Source organism: Bradyrhizobium yuanmingense (genome assembly GCF_025200905.1).
Classification (GTDB): Bacteria; Pseudomonadota; Alphaproteobacteria; order Rhizobiales; family Xanthobacteraceae; genus Bradyrhizobium; species Bradyrhizobium yuanmingense.
Genome location: NZ_CP104173.1, coordinates 3,994,519 through 4,020,835, shown reverse-complemented (window position 1 = coordinate 4,020,835; position 26,317 = coordinate 3,994,519). Strand labels below are relative to the sequence as shown.

Annotated in this window: 21 protein-coding genes and 2 tRNA genes; 9 read left to right on the top strand and 14 right to left on the bottom strand. The window is 64.3% G+C overall.

The window, feature by feature from the left end; translation table 11 throughout:
* Positions 1-60: 60 nt before the first annotated feature.
* Both tig and N2605_RS18860 read left to right on the top strand, forming a co-directional pair.
* Positions 61-1,422 carry a trigger factor gene (tig, locus tag N2605_RS18865; RefSeq protein WP_260342048.1) on the top strand — a complete coding sequence of 454 codons (1,362 nt, stop codon included), beginning with the start codon at positions 61-63 and terminating at the stop codon, positions 1,420-1,422.
* Between the two features lie 282 nt (positions 1,423-1,704).
* A complete protein-coding gene (locus N2605_RS18860; protein ID WP_025036638.1) occupies positions 1,705-2,340 on the top strand; it encodes an ATP-dependent Clp protease proteolytic subunit in 636 nt (211 codons plus the stop codon).
* Positions 2,341-2,402: 62 nt separating this feature from the next.
* Here N2605_RS18860 and N2605_RS18855 read toward each other — a convergent pair whose 3' ends face one another.
* The gene (locus N2605_RS18855) at positions 2,403-2,609 is read right to left on the bottom strand and encodes a hypothetical protein (protein ID WP_157283534.1); all 207 of its coding nucleotides are present in this window, start codon (positions 2,607-2,609) and stop codon (positions 2,403-2,405) included.
* A gap of 182 nt (positions 2,610-2,791) precedes the next feature.
* Here N2605_RS18855 and clpX point away from each other — a divergent pair, with 182 nt between their 5' ends.
* The 3 genes from clpX to N2605_RS18840 all read left to right on the top strand — a co-directional run bounded on the left by clpX (position 2,792) and on the right by N2605_RS18840 (position 7,284).
* Positions 2,792-4,063 carry an ATP-dependent Clp protease ATP-binding subunit ClpX gene (gene clpX, locus N2605_RS18850; protein WP_008547851.1) on the top strand — a complete coding sequence of 424 codons (1,272 nt, stop codon included), beginning with the start codon at positions 2,792-2,794 and terminating at the stop codon, positions 4,061-4,063.
* Positions 4,064-4,383: 320 nt separating this feature from the next.
* Positions 4,384-6,807 (top strand): endopeptidase La, encoded by a 2,424-nt coding sequence (gene lon, locus N2605_RS18845; protein ID WP_036010279.1) that lies wholly within the window; start codon positions 4,384-4,386, stop codon positions 6,805-6,807.
* A gap of 72 nt (positions 6,808-6,879) precedes the next feature.
* On the top strand, positions 6,880-7,284 hold the full coding sequence (locus N2605_RS18840; protein WP_260342047.1) for a GFA family protein: 405 nt from the start codon (positions 6,880-6,882) through the stop codon (positions 7,282-7,284).
* A 120-nt stretch (positions 7,285-7,404) separates the two neighbouring features.
* Here the strand turns inward: N2605_RS18840 and N2605_RS18835 are convergent.
* From N2605_RS18835 to N2605_RS18825, 3 genes are all read right to left on the bottom strand, one after another.
* Positions 7,405-7,481, bottom strand: a tRNA-Val gene (locus N2605_RS18835).
* 193 nt (positions 7,482-7,674) lie between these two features.
* Positions 7,675-8,037, bottom strand: coding sequence for a hypothetical protein (locus N2605_RS18830; protein ID WP_051057016.1), 363 nt, complete (start codon positions 8,035-8,037; stop codon positions 7,675-7,677).
* 234 nt (positions 8,038-8,271) lie between these two features.
* Positions 8,272-9,786, bottom strand: coding sequence for an outer membrane protein (locus N2605_RS18825; RefSeq protein ID WP_225173983.1), 1,515 nt, complete (start codon positions 9,784-9,786; stop codon positions 8,272-8,274).
* Positions 9,787-10,281: 495 nt separating this feature from the next.
* Here N2605_RS18825 and N2605_RS18820 point away from each other — a divergent pair, with 495 nt between their 5' ends.
* Positions 10,282-11,142: a class I SAM-dependent methyltransferase gene (locus N2605_RS18820; protein WP_225147176.1), complete on the top strand. Its 861-nt coding sequence runs from the start codon at positions 10,282-10,284 to the stop codon at positions 11,140-11,142.
* Positions 11,143-11,265: 123 nt separating this feature from the next.
* On the opposite strand, the gene N2605_RS18815 is transcribed toward N2605_RS18820, so the two are convergent.
* The 6 genes from N2605_RS18815 to N2605_RS18790 all read right to left on the bottom strand — a co-directional run bounded on the left by N2605_RS18815 (position 11,266) and on the right by N2605_RS18790 (position 18,486).
* A complete protein-coding gene (locus N2605_RS18815) occupies positions 11,266-12,246 on the bottom strand; it encodes a cation diffusion facilitator family transporter (protein ID WP_109143569.1) in 981 nt (326 codons plus the stop codon).
* A gap of 2 nt (positions 12,247-12,248) precedes the next feature.
* The gene (locus N2605_RS18810) at positions 12,249-15,467 is read right to left on the bottom strand and encodes an efflux RND transporter permease subunit (RefSeq protein WP_260342046.1); all 3,219 of its coding nucleotides are present in this window, start codon (positions 15,465-15,467) and stop codon (positions 12,249-12,251) included.
* Entirely contained in the window at positions 15,460-16,446 is a 987-nt protein-coding gene (gene ihpB, locus N2605_RS18805) for a divalent metal ion exporter adaptor subunit IhpB (RefSeq protein WP_225147174.1), read from the bottom strand. Before ihpB ends, N2605_RS18810 begins: the two co-directional genes overlap by 8 nt.
* A complete protein-coding gene (gene ihpA, locus N2605_RS18800) occupies positions 16,443-17,717 on the bottom strand; it encodes a divalent metal ion exporter subunit IhpA (protein WP_036010223.1) in 1,275 nt (424 codons plus the stop codon). The genes ihpB and ihpA overlap by 4 nt, the downstream gene beginning before the upstream one ends.
* Positions 17,718-17,772: 55 nt before the next feature.
* Positions 17,773-18,135 (bottom strand): hypothetical protein, encoded by a 363-nt coding sequence (locus N2605_RS18795; RefSeq protein WP_225113094.1) that lies wholly within the window; start codon positions 18,133-18,135, stop codon positions 17,773-17,775.
* A 120-nt stretch (positions 18,136-18,255) separates the two neighbouring features.
* Positions 18,256-18,486: a hypothetical protein gene (locus N2605_RS18790; protein WP_225113095.1), complete on the bottom strand. Its 231-nt coding sequence runs from the start codon at positions 18,484-18,486 to the stop codon at positions 18,256-18,258.
* Positions 18,487-18,845: 359 nt separating this feature from the next.
* Here N2605_RS18790 and N2605_RS18785 point away from each other — a divergent pair, with 359 nt between their 5' ends.
* Entirely contained in the window at positions 18,846-19,736 is an 891-nt protein-coding gene (locus N2605_RS18785; protein ID WP_036010217.1) for a hypothetical protein, read from the top strand.
* A 63-nt stretch (positions 19,737-19,799) separates the two neighbouring features.
* Here N2605_RS18785 and pepT read toward each other — a convergent pair whose 3' ends face one another.
* Together pepT and N2605_RS18775 are read right to left on the bottom strand one after the other, a co-directional pair.
* Positions 19,800-21,050 (bottom strand): peptidase T, encoded by a 1,251-nt coding sequence (pepT, locus tag N2605_RS18780; RefSeq protein WP_036025351.1) that lies wholly within the window; start codon positions 21,048-21,050, stop codon positions 19,800-19,802.
* Between the two features lie 97 nt (positions 21,051-21,147).
* The gene (locus N2605_RS18775) at positions 21,148-21,477 is read right to left on the bottom strand and encodes an HU family DNA-binding protein (RefSeq protein ID WP_036010212.1); all 330 of its coding nucleotides are present in this window, start codon (positions 21,475-21,477) and stop codon (positions 21,148-21,150) included.
* A 234-nt stretch (positions 21,478-21,711) separates the two neighbouring features.
* Between N2605_RS18775 and N2605_RS18770 the strand changes: the two genes are divergently transcribed.
* A tRNA-Asp gene (locus tag N2605_RS18770) sits at positions 21,712-21,788 on the top strand.
* Positions 21,789-21,883: 95 nt separating this feature from the next.
* On the opposite strand, the gene N2605_RS18765 is transcribed toward N2605_RS18770, so the two are convergent.
* Together N2605_RS18765 and N2605_RS18760 are read right to left on the bottom strand one after the other, a co-directional pair.
* Positions 21,884-23,380, bottom strand: a complete 1,497-nt coding sequence (locus tag N2605_RS18765; protein WP_260342045.1) for a caspase family protein — start codon at positions 23,378-23,380, stop codon at positions 21,884-21,886.
* 16 nt (positions 23,381-23,396) lie between these two features.
* Positions 23,397-25,487, bottom strand: a complete 2,091-nt coding sequence (locus N2605_RS18760) for a caspase family protein (protein WP_260342044.1) — start codon at positions 25,485-25,487, stop codon at positions 23,397-23,399.
* Between the two features lie 343 nt (positions 25,488-25,830).
* On the opposite strand from N2605_RS18760, the gene N2605_RS18755 reads away from it, so the two are divergent.
* Entirely contained in the window at positions 25,831-26,082 is a 252-nt protein-coding gene (locus N2605_RS18755; RefSeq protein WP_036010209.1) for a hypothetical protein, read from the top strand.
* Positions 26,083-26,317: the final 235 nt, after the last annotated feature.

Sequence of the window (26,317 nt, the reverse complement as noted above, 5' to 3'; positions counted from 1 at the left end):
TTAACGACAGCGTCCCGGCGCGCGACGTGCCGGGGCCGAACGAAAAGAAGATTGGACGCCATGCAGGTCACAGAAACCCTCTCGGAAGGTTTGAAGCACGAGTTCAAGATCAGCGTTCCCGCGTCTGATCTCGACGCCAAGGCCGGCGCCAAGCTCGTCGACCTCAAGGACAAGGTCCGTATCAACGGCTTCCGTCCGGGCAAGGTGCCGGTCGCGCACCTGAAGAAGGTCTATGGCCGCTCGGTGATGGCCGAGACCATCGACCAGACCATCCGCGACACCAACACGCAGCTGTTCTCCGAGCGCGGCTTCCGTCTCGCGACCGAGCCGAAAATCACCATGCCGACGGAGCAGAAGGACGTCGAGGAGCTGCTGAGCGGCAAGACGGATCTGACCTACACGGTCGCCATCGAGGTGGTGCCGGCGATCGCGCTCGCCGACTTCAAGAGCTTCGAGGTCGAGAAGCCCGTCGCCGAGGTCTCCGACTCCGACGTGGACGAAGCGATCAAGCGCATCGCCGATTCCAACCGCACCTATGCCGCCAAGGGCGAGGGCACCAAGGCCGAGTCGGGCGACCGCGTTACCATCAACTTCACGGGCCGCATCAACGGCGAAATCTTCGAAGGCGGCACCGGCGAGGGCATCCAGGTCCTGATCGGCTCCAACACCTTCATTCCGGGCTTCGAGGAGCAGCTCATCGGCATCGGCGCGGGTGAGACGCGCACGCTGAAGGTGTCGTTCCCGAAGAACTACATGAACGACAAGCTCGCCGGGCAGCCGGCCGAGTTCGAGACTACCGCGACGTTGATCGAGGCGCCGCAGGACCTTGCGATCGACGACGAGTTCGCCAAGTCGCTCGGCCTGGAATCGCTGGACAAGCTGAAGGAAGCCGCACGCGAGCGCCTGGTTGCCGAGTTCGCCACCGCCACGCGCCAGCGCGTCAAGCGCGCGTTGCTCGACCGCCTCGACGAGGCGCATCGCTTCGAGGCGCCACCCTCGCTGGTGGACGAGGAGTTCAGCCTGATGTGGAACTCGGTCAAGGCCGAGATGGACTCCGCCGGCAAGACCTTTGCCGACGAGGACACCACCGAGGACAAGGCGAAGGAGGAGTATCGCAAGATCGCCGATCGCCGCGTGCGGCTTGGCCTGGTGCTCTCCGAGATCGGCGAGAAGAACAAGATCACGGTGACCGACGACGAGGTCGGCCGCGCCGTGATCGAGCGCGCGCGCTCGATGCCCGGCCGCGAAAAGGAGGTCTGGGACTTCTACCGCAACAACGCCCAGGCGTTGGCCCAGCTTCGTGCACCGATCTACGAGGACAAGGTGGTCGACTTCATCCTCGAGCTCGCTAACGTGACCGAGAAGAAGGTTTCGCGCGAGGACCTCTACAAGGACGACGACGCGGAAAAGACCGCGGCCTGAAGGGTTTGAGATAGTCCGCTATTAAGGATGATGAGCGAAGAGGCCCAGCTAGCCAGGTGGCCGGCTGGGCCTCATTGTGCGAATCAGCTTCAACTGCCGCCACGGATTAAGCCTTAATGCGCTGCGCACTTGTCAGAAGCGAAATGGGCTATATCTGTCGCTACGCCTTTCTGCTTCTTACCCAAGTTCCTGCATCACAGGACGTCCATTCGCCTTCCGGCAAATCCAGCCAAGCTGGCAAGCCTGCCCGGCGATGTCCGTCTCCGAAACCCTAGGTGACTCATGCGCGATCCGGTTGAAACCTACATGAACCTCGTGCCCATGGTGGTCGAGCAGACCAACCGTGGCGAGCGCGCCTACGACATTTTCTCGCGCCTCTTGAAGGAGCGCATCATCTTCGTGACCGGCCCGGTCGAGGACGGCATGTCGACGCTGATCGTCGCGCAGCTCCTGTTCCTCGAGGCGGAAAATCCGAAGAAGGAAATCTCGATGTACATCAACTCGCCGGGCGGCGTGGTGACGTCGGGCCTTGCGATCTACGACACCATGCAGTTCATCCGCCCGCCGGTCTCGACCCTGTGCACCGGTCAGGCGGCTTCGATGGGCTCGCTGCTGCTTTGCGCCGGCGAGAAGGACATGCGCTTCTCGCTGCCGAACGCGCGCATCATGGTGCACCAGCCCTCGGGCGGCTTCCAGGGCCAGGCAACCGACATCATGCTGCACGCCCAGGAGATCCTGAACCTGAAGAAGCGGCTCAACGAGATCTACGTCAAGCACACCGGCCAGACCTACAAATCGATCGAGGATGCGCTGGAACGCGATAAGTTCCTCACTGCGAACGACGCCAAGGAGTTCGGCCTGGTCGACAAGGTGATCGACAAGCGCGCCGAGGAGCCGGCGCCGGCGAAGGCCCCGTAGCACTACTGAGGCGTCACGACGAGCCCTCAGTTTGCCGTTGACCCGTCAGGGCGGCGTTCACGTTAGGTGCGCGTGCGCGCGGCGCAAAACGCGGTTTTGCGCCCTGCGACAAGCAGAAAGTTCCGCTTTCGTGCTTGTTTTTCGTGGCAATCCAGCAACGCGGGGGTGTTTTCGATCACTTCGCCCGTGCCAAGACCGGAAATCACGGTATTGTCACGGGTAGCCGGCGACCCCCGATTAGCGAATTCTTGATAGTCGGGTGACAGCATGGTTGGCTACGATCGATCGGCTATGATCGCGGGAGAATCGAGCCACCGTGATTCGCACGGAATGTAGTAAAGCGTAGGATCTTTTTTGGTACGGAATTTGCTCTACTTAAGCTTCATGCCGACCATCGTGTCGGAATGGAGCGATCGAGCGGAACGGGATCGAACCGCGGACGGAGATATGAATGAGTAAGGTCGGCACGAGCGACTCCAAGAACACGCTATATTGCTCGTTCTGCGGCAAGAGCCAGCACGAAGTCCGCAAACTGATCGCGGGTCCCACGGTCTTCATCTGCGACGAGTGCGTCGAGCTCTGCATGGACATCATCCGCGAGGAGAACAAATCCTCGCTGGTCAAGTCGCGCGACGGTATTCCGACGCCGAAGGAAATCTGCAAGGTGCTGGACGATTACGTCATCGGCCAGAGCCATGCGAAGAAGGTCCTGTCGGTCGCGGTGCACAATCACTACAAGCGCCTCAACCATCAGACCAAGCACAACGACGTCGAGCTCGCGAAGTCGAACATCCTGCTGATCGGTCCGACCGGCTCGGGCAAGACGCTGCTCGCGCAGACGCTCGCCCGCATCCTGGACGTGCCGTTCACGATGGCCGATGCGACGACGCTGACCGAAGCCGGCTATGTCGGCGAGGACGTCGAGAACATCATCCTGAAGCTGCTCCAGGCCGCCGACTACAACGTCGAGCGCGCCCAGCGCGGCATCGTCTACATCGACGAAATCGACAAGATCAGCCGCAAGTCCGACAACCCCTCGATCACGCGCGACGTGTCGGGTGAGGGCGTGCAGCAGGCGCTGCTCAAGATCATGGAAGGCACGGTGGCTTCGGTCCCGCCGCAGGGCGGCCGCAAGCATCCGCAGCAGGAGTTCCTGCAGGTGGATACCACCAACATCCTGTTCATCTGCGGCGGCGCCTTCGCCGGCCTCGAGAAGATCATCTCGGCGCGCGGTCGGTCGACCTCGATCGGCTTCGGCGCCCAGGTGCTCGCGCCGGAGGATCGCCGGACCGGCGAGATCTTCCGTCACGTCGAGCCTGAGGACCTCCTGAAGTACGGCCTCATCCCCGAGTTCGTCGGTCGTCTGCCGGTCGTGGCGACGCTCGAGGATCTCGACGAGACCTCGCTGAAGAAGATCCTGACGGAGCCGAAGAACGCGCTGGTGAAACAGTACCAGCGGCTGTTCGAAATGGAGAACATCGAGCTGACTTTCGCCGACGAGGCGCTTGGCGCGGTTGCCCGCAAGGCGATCGAGCGCAAGACCGGCGCGCGAGGCCTGCGTTCGATCCTCGAGGCGATCCTGCTCGAGACCATGTTCGACCTGCCGGGCCTGGAAGGTGTGGAAGAAGTCGTGATTTCCCGCGAAGTCGTGGAAGGCACGGCGCGTCCGCTCTACATCTACGCCGATCGGTCCGATCGTGCCGTCGAGAACGCCAGCGCCTGATCTGACGGCGCTGGAAAGCTCCAATCGTCTCCTCGAGTTGGCTGCGGAGCCGTGGTTCCGCAGCCGGTGTTGCGTCGCTTGCCGCGTTGCGTAAGCGCCTGATGGCGCGCGTTTTTCAATGACTTGACACCCCCCGGGTCGATAGCCACCTAATGTCGGCGGCGAGCGAAAATTCTCTTCAAGATTCGCCTCAGTTCCGTTCCGGCGAGCCGGTCCAACTTGTAGAGGACCGACCGGTTCTGCGGATCACCTCGGCACCTTGTGGCGGTTGCGCATGATCGCGGGCTGCGTGCAAGGGGGCAAAGCAAAAGGAAAAGGCCATGACCAATCCAAAACCCCGGCCAACAATCGTTCATGGCGAAGCACACGCCTATCCCGTGCTGCCGCTGCGCGACATCGTCGTCTTCCCGCACATGATCGTTCCGCTCTTCGTCGGTCGCGAGAAGTCGATCCGCGCACTCGAAGAGGTGATGAAGAACGACGCGCTGATCATGCTCGCGACGCAGAAGAACGCGTCCGACGATGATCCGGCGCCCGATGCGATTTACGAGACCGGTACGCTTGCCAGCGTGCTGCAGCTCCTGAAGCTTCCCGATGGCACCGTGAAGGTGCTGGTCGAAGGGCTCGAGCGTGCGCGCGTGGCGAAGTACACCGACCGCGCCGACTATTATGAGGCGACCGCCGTCGCGCTTGCGGACACCGACGCGAAATCGGTCGAGGCGGAAGCGTTGGCGCGCTCGGTCGTGTCCGACTTCGAGAGCTATGTGAAGCTCAACAAGAAGATCTCGGCCGAGGTCGTCGGCGTCGTGCAGGCAATCACCGATTTCGCCAAGCTCGCCGATACGGTCGCCTCGCATCTCGCCGTCAAGATCGCCGATCGCCAGGGCATCCTGGAGACGCTGTCCGTCACCACGCGCCTGGAGAAGGTGCTGGGCCTGATGGAGAGCGAGATCTCGGTGCTGCAGGTCGAAAAGCGCATCCGGTCCCGCGTCAAGCGCCAGATGGAGAAGACCCAGCGCGAGTACTATCTCAACGAGCAGATGAAGGCGATCCAGAAGGAACTCGGCGACGACGACGGTCGCGACGAGCTCGCCGATCTCGAAGAGAAGATCTCGAAGACCAAGCTCTCCAAGGAAGCGCGCGAGAAGGCGCAGCATGAATTGAAGAAGCTGCGCCAGATGTCGCCGATGTCCGCGGAAGCGACCGTCGTGCGCAACTATCTGGATTGGCTGCTGTCGATTCCGTGGAACAAGAAGTCCAAGGTGAAGAAGGACCTGGAGCAGGCGCAAGCCATCCTGGACTCCGATCACTATGGGCTGGAGAAGGTCAAGGAGCGTATCGTCGAGTACCTCGCGGTGCAGTCGCGCGCCAACAAGCTGACGGGGCCGATCCTGTGCCTGGTCGGGCCTCCCGGCGTCGGCAAGACCTCGCTCGGCAAGTCGATCGCGAAGGCGACGGGGCGCGAATTCGTGCGCGTCTCGCTCGGCGGCGTGCGCGACGAGGCCGAGATCCGCGGTCACCGCCGCACCTATATCGGCTCGATGCCCGGCAAGATCATCCAGTCGATGCGCAAGGCGAAGTCGTCCAATCCGCTGTTCCTCTTGGACGAGATCGACAAGATGGGCGCCGATTTCCGCGGCGATCCGTCCTCGGCGCTGCTCGAGGTTCTCGATCCCGAGCAGAACGGGACCTTCAACGACCACTATCTCGAGGTCGACTACGATCTGTCCAACGTGATGTTCATCACCACCGCGAATACGCTCAATATTCCGGGACCGCTGATGGACCGCATGGAGATCATCCGGATCGCGGGCTACACCGAGAACGAGAAGGTCGAGATCTCGCGCAAGCACCTGATCCCGAACGCGGTGTCCAAGCATGGCCTGGACTCCAAGGAGTTCTCGATCGACGACGAGGCGCTGCTGCTTTTGATCCGCCGCTACACCCGCGAAGCGGGCGTGCGCAATTTGGAGCGTGAGCTCTCTACACTGGCCCGCAAGGCGGTGAAGGAGCTGATGATCTCCAAGAAGAAGTCGGTCAAGGTCACCGAGAAGACTCTGGAAGAGCTGCTCGGCGTGCCGAAGTACCGCTTCGGCGAGATCGAGAGCGAGCCGCAGGTCGGTATCGTCACCGGCCTTGCCTGGACCGATGTCGGCGGCGAGCTGCTGACGATCGAAGGCGTCATGATGCCCGGCAAGGGCAAGATGACGGTCACGGGCAATCTGCGCGACGTCATGAAGGAGTCGATCTCCGCGGCGGCGTCCTACGTCCGCTCGCGCGCGATCAACTACGGCGTCGAGCCGCCGCTGTTCGACAAGCGCGACATCCACGTGCACGTGCCGGAAGGGGCGACGCCGAAGGATGGCCCGTCCGCAGGTGTTGCGATGGCCACCGCGATCATCTCGGTCATGACCGGCATCCCGGTCCGCCATGATGTCGCGATGACCGGCGAGATCACGCTGCGCGGCCGCGTGCTGCCGATCGGCGGCCTCAAGGAGAAGCTGCTGGCTGCGGCCCGCGGCGGCATCAAGACGGTGCTGATCCCCGAGGACAACGCCAAGGATCTCACGGAGATTTCCGATGCGATCAAGGGCGGCATGGAGATCATCCCGGTCTCGCGCCTCGATGACGTCGTCGCCAAGGCGCTGGTGAAGAAGCCTACGCCGATCGTCTGGGAAGAGGACACCAAGGTGACGGTGAAGCCGGACGGCGATGAAGCCGCCGGCGGCCTGACCGCTCACTGAGATCGCAGCTCGAAAATGATGATAAAACGGCGCCTTCGGGCGCCGTTTTTGTTTGGGGAAGGGGAGGAGGCAATGCACGTCGATGGGCAATGCCATTGCGGGAAGGTCGCGTTCGAGGCCGAGGTCGATCCGGAGGCAGTCTCGGTCTGTCACTGCACCGATTGCCAGACGCTGACCGGCTCGCCGTTCCGCGTGACGGCCATCTGCACCAAGGCCGATGTCCGCCTGACCCGTGGCTCGCCCAAGATCTACGGCAAGCGCGGCGACTACGGCCGGATGCGCTTTCAGCATTTCTGTGCCGATTGCGGTTCCCCGCTGTTCACCAGCGGCGAGGGCGACCAGGCCGACGATTGGGGCATCCGTTGGGGCTCGATCCGCCAGCGCCATGCGCTGCGGCCGGTGAGGCAGATCTGGTGCCAATCGGCAGCGGTGTGGATCGATGCCGTGCCGCTGCTGCCGGGGCGGCCGCAGGATTGAAGTTGGCTGGCCGAGCCCGCCTTCGCCGTTGGGCTTCGGCGCGGCAACCTTCGATCGCTTCGCGCTTACGACCTTGCTGTGCTGGCTTGCCGAGCCGTAGCTCGCGAAGCGAGCGAAGGCTGGTGGGCGGTCACGGATTCGAACCGCGGACCCTCTCGGTGTAAACGAGATGCTCTAACCAGCTGAGCTAACCGCCCAATGGCGCCTCTTTAGCGCCCCGGCGGGGGCCGAAGCAAGGGCCGACCGCGCCCGACCCGGCTGCAATTGCCGGCCCGGTGAGAGCTTTCATGCCGGACACGGCCAACCCTGCAGCAGGTCCGCTGCAGGGCAATCTTTCTCGCAGCGCGATCTCGACGTAAGGCCGAGGAGCCAGCGATCATGCTGCGGGTGTCAGGCTGTCTTGGTGAACATCGTCAGGACACCGTCGACGATGTTGATCGCGACGACTTGTGCCGAGCTCAAGCCCTTGGCCTTGAGCACGGAGGCGGCCTGCGGTGTGGCGTCGATGGACTGCCGAAGCGACTGGATGTCCGTCTCGCTCGTATGCGCCACGAGTTCATCGACCTTCGCGCGCACGGCCGGCTGCAGTTCCTTGACGTCCACAACCTGTATGCTCCGGATCACAGTGCTGGATTGCGTGGACGATTGCTCCGTGTCGGATTGCGACGATGCGCCCTGTGCCTGCACCAGGGCAGGTGTTCCCAGCGAGAGAGCTGCAACGAGGACGGATGCCGTGAAGCTGCGCATGGTCATGCCTTTTCCAGTTTGAGGAAGCGCGAACCTAGCGCGGAAATCTGGTTGGCATCTGATTCCGATGTGGCCGTTCGGTGAAACAATGCGGCCGCAATGCGCGCGGATGAGACGCTTGCGTCGGGTCCGGAGCCCAATGCGCAACTCTGTTCCAGACTTTCATATTGACCGAATGCAGAAAGCAAAAGCCCCGGACGAACCGGAGCTTTGCCTTAGCGACGACCAGCAGTGGGGTGATCAGTACTTCGCCACGACGGGGCCTCCGCCCCAGTTGAAGCGATAGACCAGCTGGCTGCGAACGGCGTGAACCCATTTCTCGGAATCGATCGACGCTCCAACGGACAGACCCGTTGCCGTGTCGCGGACGGCGTTCGTTGCGGTGTCGAATTCAGAGAACCGATATTCGGTCTTCCAGAACAAGCCCGGCACGATCTTCAGCGCGTGTTCTTCGCCGGCGCCGATGAACCAGCCCCTGTAGGTACGCTTGTCCATGAACACGCCGCTTGGTCTTCCGAACGGCGCAGCGTTGAGGGTGAAATCGGTACGGTCAAAGCTGGCTTCGGTATAGCCGACTGAGAAATAGGTTAGGAGGCTCGGGGTCGCCAGCCAGCCGAGCCGGCCGCCGCCCGCCCAGGCCGAGCTCATCTTCTCTTCACCCACGATCCCGAAGCGAGGCGGGCTGAGCTGGCCCTTGAGGCTGCCGATATCGTAGTCGCCGAATGCGCCGACGACGAAGGCCGCGCCCGCTGCCGCAAACTGGTAGTCGCAGCCGCCCTGCACAGTCCCGAAGAAGCCGCGGCCTCCGGTTGTTGCTGTATCGCTGAAGCGGGTTCTGGTGGGACCATCGATGTAGGTCGTGCTGTCCTGATTCCAGAGCCCATAGCCTCCGCCGCCGCCGACGTGGCAGCCGGTCCAATTCGTGAGCGGCGTGGGGGCCGGAGGCGCCTTCAGATAGGCAGGGGACGTCACATCGGCGGCGGGGCCGCTCGAATTGAAGCGGTAGACCAACTCGCTGCGGACAGTGTGGACGTACTTCTTCGAATCCTCGGAAAAGCCGATCGGCAATCCGCTCGCAGTATCCCGGATCGGATTTGTGCCGACATTGAAGTCGGAGAAGCGGTATTCCGTTTTCCAGAAGAGACCCGGCAGGAAGCCCAACGCATATTCGGCGCCGGAGCCGATGAACCAGCCATCGTAGGTTCGCTTGTCCTGATAGAGGCCGGCCGCAACTCCGAAGGGCGGAAAGTTCAGATTGAAGTTCGTGCGGTCGAAAGTCGCTTCGGTGTAACCCGCCGAGACATAGGTCAGCAGGCTAGGCGTCGCCAGCCAGCCGAGCCGGCCGCCGACCGCCCAGGCCGAGCTCATTTTCTCGTCGCCAACCATCGAGAAGCCGGAGGGAGTGAGCCGCCCGGTTAGACTGGCGAAATCATAATCACCGAAGGCGCCGATCACGAAGCGCTCGCTGGCCGCCGCAAACTGATAGTCGCATCCCGCCTGTACCGTCCCGAAGTACCCGCGGCCACCGGTGGTGATCGTATCGGCATTCTGAAAGCGGAGCGGACCGTCGACAAAAGTCGAATTTTCCTGATTCCACATGCCGTAGCCGCCGCCGCCCGCGACATAGCAGCCGGTCCAGTTGACGAAAGCTGCGGCGACAGCCGGTGGCTTGGCGTATTTGCGCGGAAGGTCGGCTGCCAATGCTGATCCGGAAAACGTCACCAATGCCACGAGGGCGGGCGCAACCTGCTTCATTCCAAACATTCCCATTCCACCAGACCGCGGCCAAGCGACCCCTCGCCAAGCCACAATCGACTCCTCGGGACAAACATACGAAGTTTGATTCAGAATGCTGTTGCAGGAAGGCTACAATCGCGGAAAGTGTGCGGCTCGCCTGTGCATATCCAGCCGCGAGCCGGGCTTTTCGCGACACCGCGTTTCTGGTGTCGGTCTCGTGGGAGCAGAGGGTGCGAGCCTTGGCCCTTCGAAGGGACCGGATGGCGTCCAGCAGAACCTCTTTGATAGCAGAGGGTTCTGACGTTCGACGCGTGCAGTCCAGGGCTGCGGACATCGACAGCTTTCCGAAAGTCAGTCTCTGATCGGACGCGGCCCGGACGGGCCGGTACGCGCCGACGCGGCAATCCGTCGCGCGACCTCCAAAGCGCTCTCACACGTGCCTGACGTTAGGGCGCCCGCTTTTCGACCGAACAAGCTTCTATGATAGAGCAAGAATAGATGATGGAGCCTTGAATGGAACGACCCGCCGGGCACGCAGAGAACGCCGACCAGATCGCCTATTGGAACGGGCCGAGCGGGCAGCGCTGGGCCGATCGCCACGCGGCGCAGGAGAAGCTGCTCGGCCCTATTGCCGACGTGTTGATCGACCGCGCCAAGCCGAAGCCGGGCGAGCGCGTTCTGGATGTCGGCTGCGGCTCCGGCGCGACGACGTTTGCCTTCGCAAAGGCGGTGGCGCCCGATGGCTTCGCGCTCGGCCTCGACGTCTCCGAGCCGATGCTGGCGCAGGCGCGGGCGCTCGCGCCGAAGGGCCTGCCGCTCGACTTCGTGCTGGCGGATGCGACCGTTTATCCGTTCGAGCCGGCGAGCTTCGATCTGCTCGCTTCACGCTTCGGCGTGATGTTCTTCGCCGATCCCATCGCGTCCTTCGCCAATCTGCGTCGCGCGCTGAAGCCGGCCGGCCGGCTCGCCTTCGCCTGCTGGCGGGAGCCGAAGGAAAATCCGTGGGCGATGACGCCGCTGATGGCGGTCTACAAGCACGTGCCCAAGATGCCGCCGGTTGGGCCGGAGGAGCCGGGCCCGTTCGCCTTTGCTTCGGAAGAGCGCGTCATGCGCATCCTGAAAGGCGCAGGATTCGCGGACGTCGCGATGGAGCCGCACAATCTGGCGATGGACATTGCTATCGGCGGCGGGCTCGAGGCCGCCGTCGACGGCTCTCTCCAGATCGGTCCCGCCAGCCGCGCACTCCAGGGCCATCCGCCCGAGACTTATGAAGCTGCCAAGGCTTCGATCCGCGAGGCGCTCGCGCCGTTCCTGAAGGAGCAGAGCGTGGCGCTCCAGGGCGCGATCTGGATCGTGACGGCGAAGGCGGGGTAGGGCGCAGCGCTCTCCACCGTCATTGCGAGCGAAGCGAAGCAATCCAGAATCCCTCCGCGGAGACAATCTAGATTGCTTCGTCGCAACGGCTCCTCGCAATGACGATGCGGAGGCAGAGTCGCCTCACACCACATCATCCGGCGCGAGCGCGCAGCCGTTGTCGGGATGCGTCTCGACCTGGAGCGTGGTGTGGCCGATGCGGAAGGATGTCTTGAGGAGCTCCGTCGTCTGCATCAGGAATGCGTCGTCGCTGCCTGCGGGCATAACGAGGTGGCAGGTCAGCGCCGTCTCGGTGGTCGAGATTGGCCAGACGTGGAGATCGTGAATCGCCGAGACGCCCGGTCGCGCCAGCAGGAACGCCCTGATTGCGGCGAGGTCGGTACCCTTGGGCGCGGCCGCCATCGACATGTCGATGGAGCCGCGCAAGAGGCTGGTCGTGCTCCAGAGGATGGTGGCGCAGATGATGAGGCTGGTGATGGGATCGAGCCAGAGCCAGCCGGTCCAGATGATCAGCGCGGCCGAGACCACGACGCCGAGCGAGACCGCGGCGTCGGCGGCCATGTGCAGATACGCGCCTTCGATGTTGATGTCGTCCTTGCGTCCGCCAGCGAACAGCAGGGCGGTGAAACCGTTGATGAGGATGCCGATGCCGGCGACCACCATCACGGTGACGCCTGCGACCGGCTCCGGCTCGCGCAGGCGCAGGATCGCCTCCCAGCCGATCGCGCCGGTCGCGACCAGCAGGAACACCGCATTGGCCAGCGCCGCCAGGATGGTGGAGGCGCGAAAGCCGTAGGTGAAGCGGCCTTTGGGCGCGCGGCGGGCTGCGATCGAGGCGCCCCAGGCAATGACGAGGCCGAGCACGTCCGACAAATTATGGCCGGCATCGGCGAGCAGGGCGGTGGAGTTGCCGACATAGCCGTAAACCGCCTCGGCGACGACGAGCGCGATGTTGAGCGTAATGCCGAGCGCGAACGCCTTGCCGAAATTGGCGGGTGCATGGACATGGCCGTGTCCATGACCATGATCGTGTGTATGGCCATGCGCATGCGAGTGGCCCGCATGATCATGGTCGTGATAACCGTGGTGGTCGTGGCTGCCCAATTCTAGCGCTCCGCAGACGCCGCCAAATCAGGGGCCATTGTAGGCGTTTCATCTGCCACGTCACGGCGGAAGAGCACGTACAGCGCCGGCAGCACCAGCAGCGTCAGCACGGTCGAGGAGAGAATGCCGCCGATCACCACGGTTGCGAGCGGCCGCTGCACCTCGGCACCGGCGCCGGTGGCGAGCGCCATCGGCACGAAGCCGAGCGAGGCGACGAGCGCCGTCATTAACACCGGGCGCAGCCGTGTCAGCGCGCCTTCGCGCACGGCCTCCGCGACCGAGCGTCCCTCGCTGCGCAGACGCTCGATGAAGGCGATGATGACGAGGCCATTGAGAACGGCAACGCCGGATAGCGCGATGAAGCCGACGCCGGCGCTGATGGATAGCGGAATGTCGCGCAGCAGCAGCGCCGCGACGCCGCCGGTCAGCGCCAGCGGCACGCCGGAGAACACCAGCGCCGCATCCGCCGCCGATCCCATGCCCATGAACAGCAGCAGGAACACCAAGAGCAGCGCCACCGGAACCACGATCGTCAGCCGCTTGGTGGCCGAGACCAGCTGCTCGAACTGGCCGCCCCAGCCGATCCAGTAACCCGGCGGCAGCTTGACTTTCTCGGCAACGGCCGCCTCGGTCTCCGCGACGAAAGAGCCGAGGTCGCGCGCACGGACATTGGCCGTGACGACGATGCGCCGCTTGCCGTTCTCGCGGCTGATCTGGTTCGGCCCCGGCGTCGCATCGACGGTGGCGACCGACGACAACGGCACATAGCGCATCTGGGTGAGGGGCGAGCTGGCCAGCGCCGTTCGAACGGCGCTGCCGGTTACCGCCTCCTCGGAGGGCGGCAGCGGGATCGGGATCGCCCGGATCGCCTCGAGATTGCCGCGCAGGTGCTCCGGCAGGCGCACCACGATGTCGAAGCGGCGATCGCCTTCGAACAGCTTGCCGGCCGACTTGCCGCCGACCGCGATCTCGACGATGCCCTGCACCTCGGCGACGCTGAGGCCGTAGCGGGCAAGCGCCTGGCGATCGAGGCGCACGGTGAGGATCGGCAAGCCCGAGACCTGCTCGATCTTGACGTCGCTGGCGCCGCGGATGCCGCGGATCGCGGCCTCCACCTGCTTGGCGGCGCCTTGCAGGATGTCGAGATCGTCGCCGAAGATCTTGACGCCGACATCGGTGCGGACGCCGGAGATCAGCTCGTTGACGCGGAACTGGATCGGCTGGGAGATTTCGTAGGCGCTGCCGGGAATCTCGTCTGCAGCATGCTCGATGGCCTCGACCACCTCCGATTTCGACTTGCCCGGATCGGGCCATTCGGCGCGCGGCTTCAGCATGACGTAGCCATCGGTCTGCGCCGGCGACATCGGGTCGGTGGCGATCTCCGCGGTGCCGATGCGGGTGAAGAACTCCTTCACCTCCGGAATCTGCATGATGCGCTTTTCCAGCGCCTTCTGCAGGTCCAGCGACTGCGTGAGGCTGGTACCTGGAATCCGGATCGAGGCCAGCGCGACGTCTCCTTCGTCGAGGCTCGGAATGAACTCGCCGCCCATGCGCGAGGCGGCGATGCCGCTCGCGGTCACGATGAGCACGGCGGACAGGGCGACGGCGAGCCGGTTATCGATGGCAAAACGGAGCAGGGGGAGGTAGGCGCGCTTCGCCGCGCGCATGAATAGGTTTTCGTGCTCGGACACCTTGCCGGTGACGAAGATGGCGACGGCCGCCGGCACGAAGGTGATGGAGAACAGCACGGCCGCGCCCAGCGCCATCAGCACCGTCAGCGCCATCGGCGTGAACATCTTGCCCTCGACGCCGGTCAGCGTCAGCACGGGCAAATAGACCACGGCGATGATCAGCGTTCCGAACAGGCTCGGCTTGATCACCTCACTCGACCCGCGCAGGATCGCGCGCAGCCGTTCGGGCGTCGTCAGCAGCCCGCCTTTCTCGCGCTGAGCCACCGCCAGCATGCGCAGGCAGTTCTCGACGATGATCACGGCGCCGTCGACGATGATGCCGAAGTCGATCGCCCCCAAGCTCATCAGGTTGGCGCTGACCTTGGTCTCGACCATGCCGGTGATCGTCAACGCCATGGATAGCGGAATGACGCAGGCCGTGACCAGCGCGGCGCGGAAGTTGCCGAGGATCAGGAACAGCACGGCGACCACCAGCGCCGCGCCTTCCAGCAGGTTGTTCCGGACGGTGCGGATGGTGGCTTCGACGAGATCGGTGCGGTCGTAGACGGTCCGCGTCACGACGCCCTCGGGCAGCGATTTGGCGATGTCCTCCAGACGGGCTGCGACGCGGCGGGCCACGGTCCGGCTGTTCTCGCCGATCAGCAGCATGGCGGTGCCGAGCACGGTCTCCTCGCCGTTCCAGGTCGCAGCGCCCGTGCGCAAATCGCGCCCCTCGGTGACAGCAGCGACGTCCCTGATCCTGACCGGATTGCCGCCGCGCGAGCCGATGACGATGTCCTGGATTTCGCTGATAGTGCCGACCTGGCCCGGCGAGCGAACCAAATATTGCTCGCCGTTGCGCTCGATATAGCCGGCCCCGACATTGGCGTTGTTGGCGGCGAGCGCGGTCATCACGTCGCGGAAGCCGAGCCGGTAGGCCATCAGCTTGCCGGGATCCGGCAGCACGTGGAATTGCCGCTCGAAGCCGCCGATCGTGTTGACTTCGATCACGCCCGGCACGTTGCGAAGCTGCGGTCGGATGATCCAGTCCTGCACGGTGCGCAAGTCGGTCAGCGAATAGTCGCGGTCGCCCTGCGTCTTCGCGCCCGCCTTGGCCTCGACGGTGTACATGAAGATTTCGCCGAGGCCGGTCGAGATGGGACTCATCGCGACCTCGACACCCGCCGGCAGCTGGTCTTTCACCTGCTGGATGCGCTCGCCGACGAGCTGCCGGGCGAAGTAGATGTCGGTGCCGTCCTTGAAGACGACCGTGACCTGGCTGAGTCCGTAGCGCGACAGCGAGCGGGTGTAGTCGAGCTTTGGCAAGCCGCCCATCGCAGTCTCGACCGGGAAGGTGATGCGTTGCTCGGTCTCGAGCGGCGAATAGCCGGGAGCGCGGGTGTTGATCTGGACCTGGACGTTGGTGATATCAGGCACGGCGTCGATCGGCAGGCGCTGGAAATTCCAGGCGCCAAAGGCGACGGCGCCGAGCGCGAGGACGAGGACCAGCCAGCGCTGCTGCAGCGAGACGGCGATGAGACGCTCAATCATGCTCGGCCTCACCCTTGCCCATCTCCGCCTTCACCACGAAGCTGTTCTCCGCGACGTAATGCTCGCCTGCCGAAAGGCCGGCCTTGATCTCGACATGGCGCGGATCGGAATCGCCTGTTTCGACCGGGCGCGCCTCGATCTTGTCGCCGTCCTCGCGCACGAACACGATGGTCTTGTTCTCCAGCGTCTGGATCGCGCTGCGGCGCACGGCAACCGCGACATTGCGCGCTGCGAGGATCAGCCGCGCCGTGACGAACAGGCCGGGCCGCAGCCGTCCGTCCGGATTTGGCAGCACCACGCGCGCCAGCGCGGTCTGGGTCTCGCTTGAGCCGATCGGTGCCATGTAGGAGATCGTGCCCTTGATCTCGCCGCGGCCGTCGTCGGGATCGATCAGGACCTCGTCGTTGAGGCGGACGCGGCGGAGGTCCTGGCGGTAGATCGACAGGTCGACCCAGATGGTGGAGAGGTCGGCGACCACGAAGGCCGGCTTCTGCTCGGAGGCGTATTCGCCGAGCGAGATCTGCCGCTCGATGATGGTGCCGGCAATCGGCGCCTTCAGCTCGTAGACGGTGAGGCTCTGGTTGCTCTCGATCGCGGCGAGCAGGTCGTCCTTGCCGACCTTGTCGCCGATCCGCTTCTGGATGGATTTGGCGAGGCCCGGAAAGCGCGGCGTCACCTGCACCACGGCTTCCTGGTTGGCGCGCAGGATGCCGTTGAAGGCGAGCGTGTCGGTCAGCGTGGCGCTGGCGGCTTCCGCCAGCGTGACGCCCGCGGCCGCCAGCTTGACGTCGGAGATGCGGATGCGGTCGGCGCCGTGCTCGTCCTGCTCGACATGGTCGCTCGGCTTCTTGTGTTCGGAATGCTCGGCGTGCTCGCCATGATCGGTGTGTGCGAGCTTGTCCGCTGCGAGCAGGGAATAGCCGTAAGCGCCTAGCGCGGCGGCGACGATGGCTACAAGGATGGTGGAGGACGTCTTCATCGCGCGCTCTCCCGGGCCAGCGTAAAGGGATTGCCGACAAGGCCTTCGATGATGGCCACGCCGGCGTGGAAATTCTGCAGCGCCTCCTGCTCGCGCAGCCGCGCCTGGGTGACGCTGGCCTGCGCGTCCAGCACTTCGAGCAGGGTGAAGCGGCCCTGGCCATAGCCTTGCGAAATCGCCTCGGACGCTTCGACGGCCTTGGGAATTGCGGTCTCGCGCAGCACCGCGAGCTCGCGCAGCGATCCTTGCAGCGAGTCATAGGCGCGGCCGGCGATCACGATCAGCGCGTTGCGGTTGGCCTCGCGCTCGGCTTTGGTCTTTGCGAGGCTTTCCTGGGCCGAGAGGATGTTGCCCTGGTTCTGGTCGAACACGGGGATCGGCACGGAGACGGTCAGCCGCGCCGCATCGTCGCCCGTTTCGTTGAAGTGGCGCCAGCCGGCCGCGATCCGCACGTCCGGATAGGGCCTGAGCCGCGCCAGTAGCAGCTCGGCATTGCGCTGGGCGTAGACTGCGGTCCAGCGCACCAGCTGCGGATTGGCGTCGATGGCGGCAACCACGGCCTGGAACGCCGGCGGCCGCCCGGTGGTGTCGAGCCGGCCGGACACCTCGCCGAATTTGGCGGCGGGATCGCCCATCAACACCGCAAGCTCGCGCCGGGCGCTCGCCAGCGTCGCCTTGAAGCGCTCGCGGTCCGCCTTCACCAGGGCGGAGGCGACCTCGGCGCGGCCGGTCTCGGCCGGCGAGGAGGCACCGGCCTCGACACGGCGGCGCAGAAGCGGCGTCAGGCGGTCGATCGCGGCGATCTGCTCGTCGAGGATCTGGATGCGCCGCTGCGCGCCGAGCACGCTGAGAAAGGCGATCGCGGTCTCCGACAGCACCTCCAGCCTGATCGCCTTGCGCTGGATCGCGGCGACCTCGACGCCGGCTGCGCCTGCGGCAATCCGCGCCTCGCGCTTGCCGAACAGCTCGAAGGCCTGGCTGATCTGGAGCGTGGTCTCCGCCGAGCGCGTTCCGCGATATCTGCCGGAGCCGAATGAATCGTCCTGTTCGTAGGACAGTTCCGGATTGAGCAGGGCGCCCGCCTGGATACGCTGGCCCGTGGCGATGCCGACGTCGCGCTCGGCTGCCGTCAGGCGCGGGCTCGCCGCCAGCGCGCGCGACAGCGCGCTTCGCATCGTTAAAGTCTGGGCGTGAGCCGGTGCAAGCGCCGATGCTGCAATCAGACACGCTGCCGCGCACGCGAGGCGCGCGGCCATTCCCCTGCAAAACATGAAATCGACCTGTGAAGGATGAACCTAATGGGCGCGCCGCGCCCGACCAATCCGTTCAGGCAATAGGTCTGGGAGGGGGAGAGTCGGTATCGGGCACAATTCCGGCGAGGCGGGGGGCCTGTTGCGGGCTCGGTGCCGACACGAGCGCGATCGCCGCGGTCGATGGTGCCGGCTGTGCCACGGTCAGCGAAAAGCAGCCGTGGCAATGATGTCCGCCGATGGTCTTGTGGTCGCCATGGCCGGAGGCACGATCGAGGACCGCGGCGATCTCCGAACTGCCGCGGGGCGTGGTGATGTCGATGTCGTGCGCGCCGTGCAGAGCGCCCGCGAGCAGATAGACCGCCGCGATCAGCACGGACAGCAGCCCGCGCGGAAAACGCGAGCGGCGGGATCCTGAGGGCTGACGGTTTGCGAGCACGAGTTCACTCTGGTTGCGGTCTGTGCCCGGCCTAGCATGGGTGCGGGAACAGTGTCGACCCGCAACATTGTTACGTCCCTGGAACAATTGCCGCAGCAGTGCATGCGCTGCCAGCGCCTCTCACTGGCGGATAATGACGCGCCGATGCGGCGTCATGGTTTCGAACGCGGGGGCCGGAGCGTCGCTGCCATTGTCACCTTCCATGGTGATGACCGCCCGACAGCTCGCTTCCATAGCCCGTTCCAGCCATTTGATGGCTTCGTCGATCCATTGGTCGTGGTGCTCGGGATCGGCGAGGGCCTTCTCCCGGAATGCATTCGCCTGATGCAGGCACGCCGTTCTGCGGTCCACGCGCCTCTCCTGATCCGGAGGTTCCGCCCCGATCGCATCATTGATGATCCCGGATCCGGCGTCGTTAACATACGACAGGAGGAAACCTGCCGGCCGCAACGCGGAAAGGCCCCAGCCGGACGAGCCGGCTGAGGCCTCATGTGCTCACAATCTCTATCCCTAGGACTTGGACAGACAACCCGCATCCTCCAAGTTCGTTCCATACGATCTGTCCAATTTGGAACGTTCCTCATACCTCGCGATTAGCGAGAGAAGAAACTGAGGAGGACGGACAATGGACGGACTGATTTATCTGATCGGCTTGATCGTCGTCATCATGGCGATCCTGTCGTTCTTCGGCCTGCGCTGAGAGCGCCGCGATGACGGTCGAGACTCTGATGCGGGAAGAGGTCATGGAAGGCGGCTTGGCAGTTGAGGCGCCTCGAACCATCCAGTGGAGCTCGGTGTTCGCGGGCGCGCTTGCTGCGAGTGCAATGTCGTTCATCCTGATCGGTTTTGGTGTCGCGGTCGGCCTCGGTGTCAGTTCGGCCTCGCCGAGCTGGCGCGATGCGTCGGCGGCGCTGGCGCTACTCTCCGGGCTCTATCTGATCATCCAGGCGATCGTCAGTTTTGGATTTGGCGGTTACGTCGCCGGCCGGACCACCCGGTCCGAGCCCGCGCTCGCAACGATCGAGGATGACGGCGAGCGGCGGGACGGGCTTCACGGGTTGACCGCCTGGGCGCTGGCAGTCCTGGCCGGCGCCGCGCTGCTGGCCCTTCTCGGCGCTGCCGCGATCGACCGTTCCCCGATGCGCAGCTCGGCGAGCAACACCTCGGCCGCCGAGCCCCTGTTGAGCTATGAGCTCGACAAGCTGTTCCGCGCGCCGCGCCGCGCTCCGAACACCGACCTAAGGGAAGCGCGCGCCGAAGCCGGACGTATCCTGATGACGTCGTCCAGCCACAGCGGCGTCGCCGCCGATGACCGGACGTACCTCGTGCAGCAGGTCGCCGCGGTCACGGGACTGGCGGCCCCCGACGCCGAAAAGCGCGTTGACGCCCTGATCGCAGACGCGAAGACGGCGATCAACCGCGCGCGGCGCAACTCGATCATCGTGGCGTTCTCGGTCGCAGCCGCGACCCTGATCGGCGCCGCAGTGGCCTGGGCCGCGGCGGTTGCCGGCGGACGCCATCGCGATGGAGAGCCGTTGCCGAACTGGATGGCGAGCGCCAACCGCTTCCACCGCAACCCGCGCGCAATGCCGGTGCCGTAGGCCCCTCAACCAAATGGAAATGGCCGGGCACAAGCCCGGCCATATTCGACTCTTCAGGAAGCGTCAGGCCTTCTCTTCCCAGATCATCGCCAGATGCACGATGGTCTGCACCGCCTTCTCCATGTCCTGCCGGCTGACCCATTCGAGCCGCGAATGGAACGCGTGCTCGCCGGCAAAGATGTTGGGGCAGGGCAGGCCCATGAAGGACAGGCGCGAGCCGTCGGTGCCGCCGCGGATCGCGGTGCGCATCGGGCGCAGGCCGGCGCGGCGGATCGCCTCGATGGCGTATTCGAGCACGTGCGGGTGACGATCGATCACCTGCTTCATGTTGCGGTACTGCTCCTTGACCTCGAACGTGTAGGTCGAGCGCGGGTAGTCCTTCATGACGTCCTTGACGATGCCCTCGAGCAGCGCCTCCTTCTCCTTTAGCCCCTCCTCGGTGAAGTCGCGGACGATGAAGGAGAGCGTCGCCTGTTCGAGCGCGCCGTCGATGCCGATCGGATGCAGAAAACCCTGCTTGCCTGAGGTGGTCTCGGGCGAGCAGCCCTCCTTCGGCAGGCGCTCGACGATGGCGGCGGCGATCTTGATCGCGTGCTCCATCTTGCCCTTGGCGTAGCCGGGATGGGCGCTGACGCCGTTGATGGTGATGGTGGCGCCGTCGGCCGAGAAGGTTTCGTCCTCGACGCAGCCGGCGCTCTCGCCGTCCATGGTGTAACCGAAATCGGCACCCAGCTTGTTCAGGTCGACATTGTCGACGCCGCGGCCGATCTCCTCGTCCGGCGTGAACAGGATCTTGATGGTGCCGTGCTTCACGTCGGGATTGTTGATGAAGAAATGCGCGGCATCCATGATCTCGGCGACGCCGGCCTTGTTGTCGGCGCCCAATAGCGTCGTGCCGTCGGTGGTGATGATGTCGTTGCCGATCTGGTTCTTCAGCGCAGGGTGCTCATTGAAGCGGATCACCTGGCTGGTGTCGCCGGGCAGGACGATGTCGCCGCCGCGATAGTTCTTCACGATTTGCGGCTTGACGTCCTTGCCGGTGACGTCGGGCGAGGTGTCCATGTGCGAGCAGAAGCAGATCACCGGCACCTTCTTGTCGGTGTTGGCCGGGATCGTTCCGTAGACGTAGCCGTAATCGTCGAGATGCGCGTCCACAACGCCCATGGCCTTCAGCTCGGCAGCGAGCACGCGGCCGAGATCCTTCTGCTTCTCGGTCGACGGCGAGCTGGGGGATGCCGGATCGGACTGGGTGTCGATGGTGACGTAGCGCAGGAAGCGCTCGGTCACGGTATGCGAAAAGGAGAGGGAGGACATTCTGGTCAAACCGCCGGGTGTTCTTGAAGCTGGCGGTATATCAGAAAAGCGGGCCGTGATGCGGCCGCAACGGGCTCGGGGGCGGGCTTTAGCGGCCTCAGATCGCTTCCTTCAGTTCCTTCACCGGGCGGAACGCGACCTTCCTGGTGGCTTTGATGTGGATCGCTTCGCCGGTGGAAGGATTACGGCCGGTGCGGGCGGCGCGCTTGCGGACCTGGAGGATGCCGAGGCCGACGATGCGGACCCGGTCGCCCTTCTTGAGGTGCTTGGTGATCAGATCGACCATGTCGGTCAGCACGGCCTCGGCATGCTTTTTGGAGACATCCTGGCGCTCGGCAATGTCGGCGGCGAGGTGCTTGAGCGTGATCGTGGCGGGCGCGGCCGCCTTCTTCGCAGAATCCTTCTTAGCCGGATCCTTCTTAGCCATGTCTGGCCTCCTCGATCTTGCAGGTCGTCCAGAAGGGAGATGGCCCCTGACCCGCAAGTTCCCGGAGGCGTAGACGATTCGGGACCGGACTGACTACGCCCCCGGCGTTACCGAGGGCCGCGTTCGTGTGTGCCAGCAGTGGAATCCGCTGGTTTGAGCTGTGGATGCAACGTCCTTGACTTCACCAGATCGGGCCTTTAAGTCCCCCCTCGTTCCGCAGACATTGCGTGTCACGCGGGAGTAGCTCAGTTGGTTAGAGCGCCGGCCTGTCACGCCGGAGGTCGCGGGTTCGAGCCCCGTCTCTCGCGCCATTTTTGGCAAAAAGATCAAATAGTTGCTGTCTCGGCCAAAAGCGCCGCTTGGACTGCCGTTTCATCCCGATCGCTTCCTCCCCGCCAGAATTCGTCTATTTCGGCTTGGACTCCTCGATATGCGCGAGGATGCGCCGTGCGTCGGTGCTGCCGGCCTGCGCTGCCTTGGCCAGGAGCCGCCTGGCCGCGGCAAGGTCCCGTCGGCCGCCGATTCCGTTGGCGTTGCACCGGGCGAGATTGACCAGAGCTTCGAGTCCGCCCATCGCGGCGCCCCTCTGGTACAGCGCCCGAGCCAACTTCAGGTCTCGCCTGGCTCCCAGTCCCTTCTCGGCAAGCTCCCCCATCCTGTTGATGGCCGTCGCATCGCCGAGCTCGGCGGCCCGCTGGTACAACGCATAGGCCTTTGCGGGATCGCTGGCCGCGCCGATTCCACGCTCCTGCTGTAGGCCGAGGCTGACGAATGCTGGCGCAATCTTCTTCTCGGCGGCCATCTCATAGTAGAAGCGCGAGCGGGCGGGATCTTTCTCGACGCCGTTGCCGTTCTCATACATCAATCCGAGCTCGTAGAGCGCGCGTGCGTTGCCGAGCTCGGATGCCGCCTTGTAGCTCGCCACCGCTCCTCCGTAATCGCGCATGGCGAACAATGAACGCCCGAGCTGGTAGTGCAGGCGGTCCGCCCCTGGCCACCGCTTGACCGCCTCCGCGCACGCCGCAACCGCGCTCGCCGCCTTTAGATTGTCGCGCGTCTCGCCTTGGTCGGCGCGTCCCCTCAAATCCGCGAGCCCGGCAACGGCGTTGTCGCAGTGCTGCATGACGGCGGTATCGTCCTGGACGACTTGCTTGACGGGATGGAGATAGATCTTGTCCTTGGAAAGCTGACCATACATGTAGGGCGTCTGCTTCCGGTGCGTTGCCTGCCGAACCTCGTCGCGAACGTTGCGAAAGACGAAGTTGATCTCGAGGTCGGCCTGCCGGAGGTATTTCAGCAGCGCCGCAGCGAAAGGGCTGTTGCGGCCTTCGCCTTCTTCCGCGGTCCGCCCCGGCTCCGCTGGAAAGAACACGAGCGTGTTGCGGATCGGTGTGCTTCCGGCTGAGGTCAGGGAAGAGCTGCTGCTGCGGCCATTCGGTATCGCAGGGAACGGGTTCTCCCGCATGGCATCCAGGATCACCAGACCCAGCCTGCGAGCCCGCCCTGCGGCAGCGGTCACCGCAGCCAGGGGAACGGTCTCTGCGTTGGCCGACTCAGGTGTCGCAAGATGCGCATCCACGGGGATCAGGTAACTGCCGACACCGGCAGCTGCACTGTATCCGGCAAAATAGAAGACCGCGATGTCCGCAGCGGCGGACTTCTCGGTGAAGGCGACGAGCCCCACGCGCAGATCGTCGATGGTCGTGTTCTTGCGCAGATCGACATCGAAGCCGAGGCCGGCGAGACCCGCGGCAATGTCCTCGGCATCATTGACGGGAGAGCCGAGCGGCGGCGCGTTCGCGTAGCTCGCGTTTCCAATGACCAAGGCGACACGGCGGTTGGAAGCTTCTGCTTCGGCGTCGAAGAGAAGCCCGATGGCAATGAACAGTGCCAGCCAGCGCAAGTTGGAGTCGCGTCCCTTAGTCGATGCCCGAACGGAGCTGCCGCCTCATCCAGTCGCGGTCGGTGAGAAAATCGAGGCCGAGCAGACCATAGTCGACGCGCAGAAACCCGTCCACTCCAGACGACACCGCCGCGGGAGTCTGCCGCGCGACCTCCTGCGCCATCACGCCGACATAGAACCTCGCATCGCCCTTGTATCGATAGCGATAGAGGCGGAGGCCAGTATCGGTCCAGCCGAGTGCCGTAATGTCCTCCTTGAGGCGGATGTCCGATGGAATGGTGACGCGGCTCGCGGCATTCGAAGCGGCAGTCGAGGCCGCTCTGCTGGCCGCGCTTGATGCAGCGCTCGAGGCTGATCGGCTGGCAGCGTTCGACGCTGCGGCTGATGCCGCCTGCGATGCCGCCCGGCTTGCTGCGCTCGACGCGGCATTGCTGACCGCAGTCGAAACGGCATTGCTGACCACGTTGCCGACGACGTTGCTGACGACGCCGCTGACCACATTGCCGACATTCTGGTTCACGCGTGCAACCACTCGCCGATATTCGCGATTGCGAACCTTTTCCTCTTCCGAGCGGGTGTAGGCGGAAACCAGCAGCCCGCGCCGGCGCGCCTCGGTCACCGCGTTGATCATGCATCCCTTGGGATTGCCCTTGGACCGGCAAAGCTGGAATTGAAGCTGGACGTAGTCGGGGTATTTTTTGATGGATCTGGCGCACGCCCCGGAATCGCCGTCGAAGCAGGCGTTCACGTCGCTGTCGTGCGCTGATTGCAGCATCAGCTCGGTGGAATTGACCGGTCGCAGGGCAAGGTCGCTGCCCGGCGGCAGGCGGTTATGGCGCGAGCTCGGATAGCGCTCGGCAAACCGGCCAACCACGCTCTTGTCGCGTGATTCCTTCAGGACATCCCATGCCTTCTCGACTGCCTCCGAATTGCCGGTGGTCGTCTCGGCCGAGGCGAGCTGATAGCTCGCCGGTGGCGGACCGGGCATGTCGATCTGCCCGGTGGCTTGGCCCGGCTTAGCCGACTTCTCGAGCGAAGCCAGCGCGACCCGGGCGCTCTCGACATGCTCGCCAAACGGATAGAGATCCAAATAGGCGCGGTAGGCCGCGAGCGACTTCTGTCGCTCGACGATCTTCCAGGCGTTCGTTTCAGCCGTCTGCAACTGCGCAATGCGCTGGTCGATTTCGGCCGTATGCGCGCTCGCCGGGAATTGCTGGGCGAAACGGCGCAAGGTCGCGATCTCGTTGGTCGAGCGGACGAACTCCCAGGCGAGCTGCTCGGCATCTGCTCCACCATCGCCGCTTGCGATGTCGGCTTCGCCGTTGAGATAGATGTCGCCCTTCGGCAGCGTCCCGTAGATTGCCGGCTCTTGTGTCCCGGTCTCCTTCCAGACTTCGTCGTGCACGATCCGGAAGAGATAGTTGATCTCGAGTTGCGGCGTTTCGACATGGCGCAGGAGCGAGCCGGAGTAGGGGCTATTCCGCCCGGCCCCGTCGCTCGCCGTCGTGCCGGCAGCGGCCGCAAAGGCAACGAGCACGTTGTCGCTCACCTCGACAGGGGCAAGACCGCGCGTGTCGGCCGCGAAAGGCGTCGGGGAACGGGGTGTGCCGGACACTGGCGCGGCCGCCTTGGATGGCCGCGACGACACCGCGCGTCCCGCGGCGGCGACCTTCGTCGTTTCGAACGGGTCGTTGCGGCAGGCGTCGAGAACCACGAGGCCGATGATCTTCGGCATCACGGAGATATCGATCAGGGTCTCGAGATTGATCGCCTCGGCATAGACATCGATCTCGGACTTGATTTCGGCATCGACCGGGATCAGCCAGTTCTTTCCGTCCATTTCGACGCCATGGCCTGCGAAGAAGATCACCGCCTTGTCGGCCGTCTTCGCCGCATTGCCGAATTCGATGAGGGCCTGCCGGAAATGATTGTAGTCGAGGTCGGCGAGGTGTCTGACGGAATATCCCAGACGACCCAGCGACGTCGCCATGTCGGCGGCGTCGTTGGCCGGGTTGATGAGTTTTGGAACCTTGCGATAGTTGCTGTTGCCGACAACGAGCGCGATCCTGTCTCCGGCGGTCGCCTGCAGTATTGTCGAAACGAGCATCGACAATGCTACGCAGCTGAGAACGGCGATCCGGCGTGCCAGATCCTGCAACGTGAAGAGGGGACGCGAGCTTGCGAGAACGAAAATCCCGAAATGGGCAGGCATCGGCAGAAACTCAGAAAATGAAAAATCGCAGAAACGGGCTAAGGCGGCTTGTTCGTGGATCTTACATCAAGGGATGCTGGATGACGACATCAAAGGCCTCCGTGTTCAGGATTTCGTGAACCGGGAGTGGCGATGCTTCGACCAAGAGGCTGCACATCGCGAGCGGTGAAACCAGTCACGCTGCGCTGGTGTTGATGGCGCAGGCGGCCGAGGCCGGCGACATCTTCGGAGACTGCGGATGACCAGGATAGTCAAGTTCGCCTGTGCGCCGATTCTGGCCCTGCCGCTGCTCGTCGCTTTGTGCAGCGTGGCCCGCTGCAATGATCCGGCCGAATCGTCACGCGACTCGATCATTCAGAACGTTCGAGAGGACGTGCGGCGGCACATCCGGGCACGGGAAGCAGGCAAGCCTAAGAAAAGTCCGGAGCTGAGCCAGACGGCAACGCAGCGTGGTGCCACGAAGAAGCGAAACCGCTCGACGGTGGAGTAGTGGGATATCGGCGCGCGCCCTGCGTTGGGTTGCTTCTCGTATCCGGGCGTGTTGCTCGGCGTGCAGCGCGGCCTGGGAAAGTGTTGCAGATGAGCATCAGCTGGGCGCGCTTGATGGAGCCGAACCCCCAATTCAGCCAATCAGGTGAAGACGCCGCGGGTGCTTTGCAAATAAATTCGGCGCCTGAAGCTTGCGGGAATTTACCTCCCGCCAAGGCTCGGGGCTGAACCAGCAG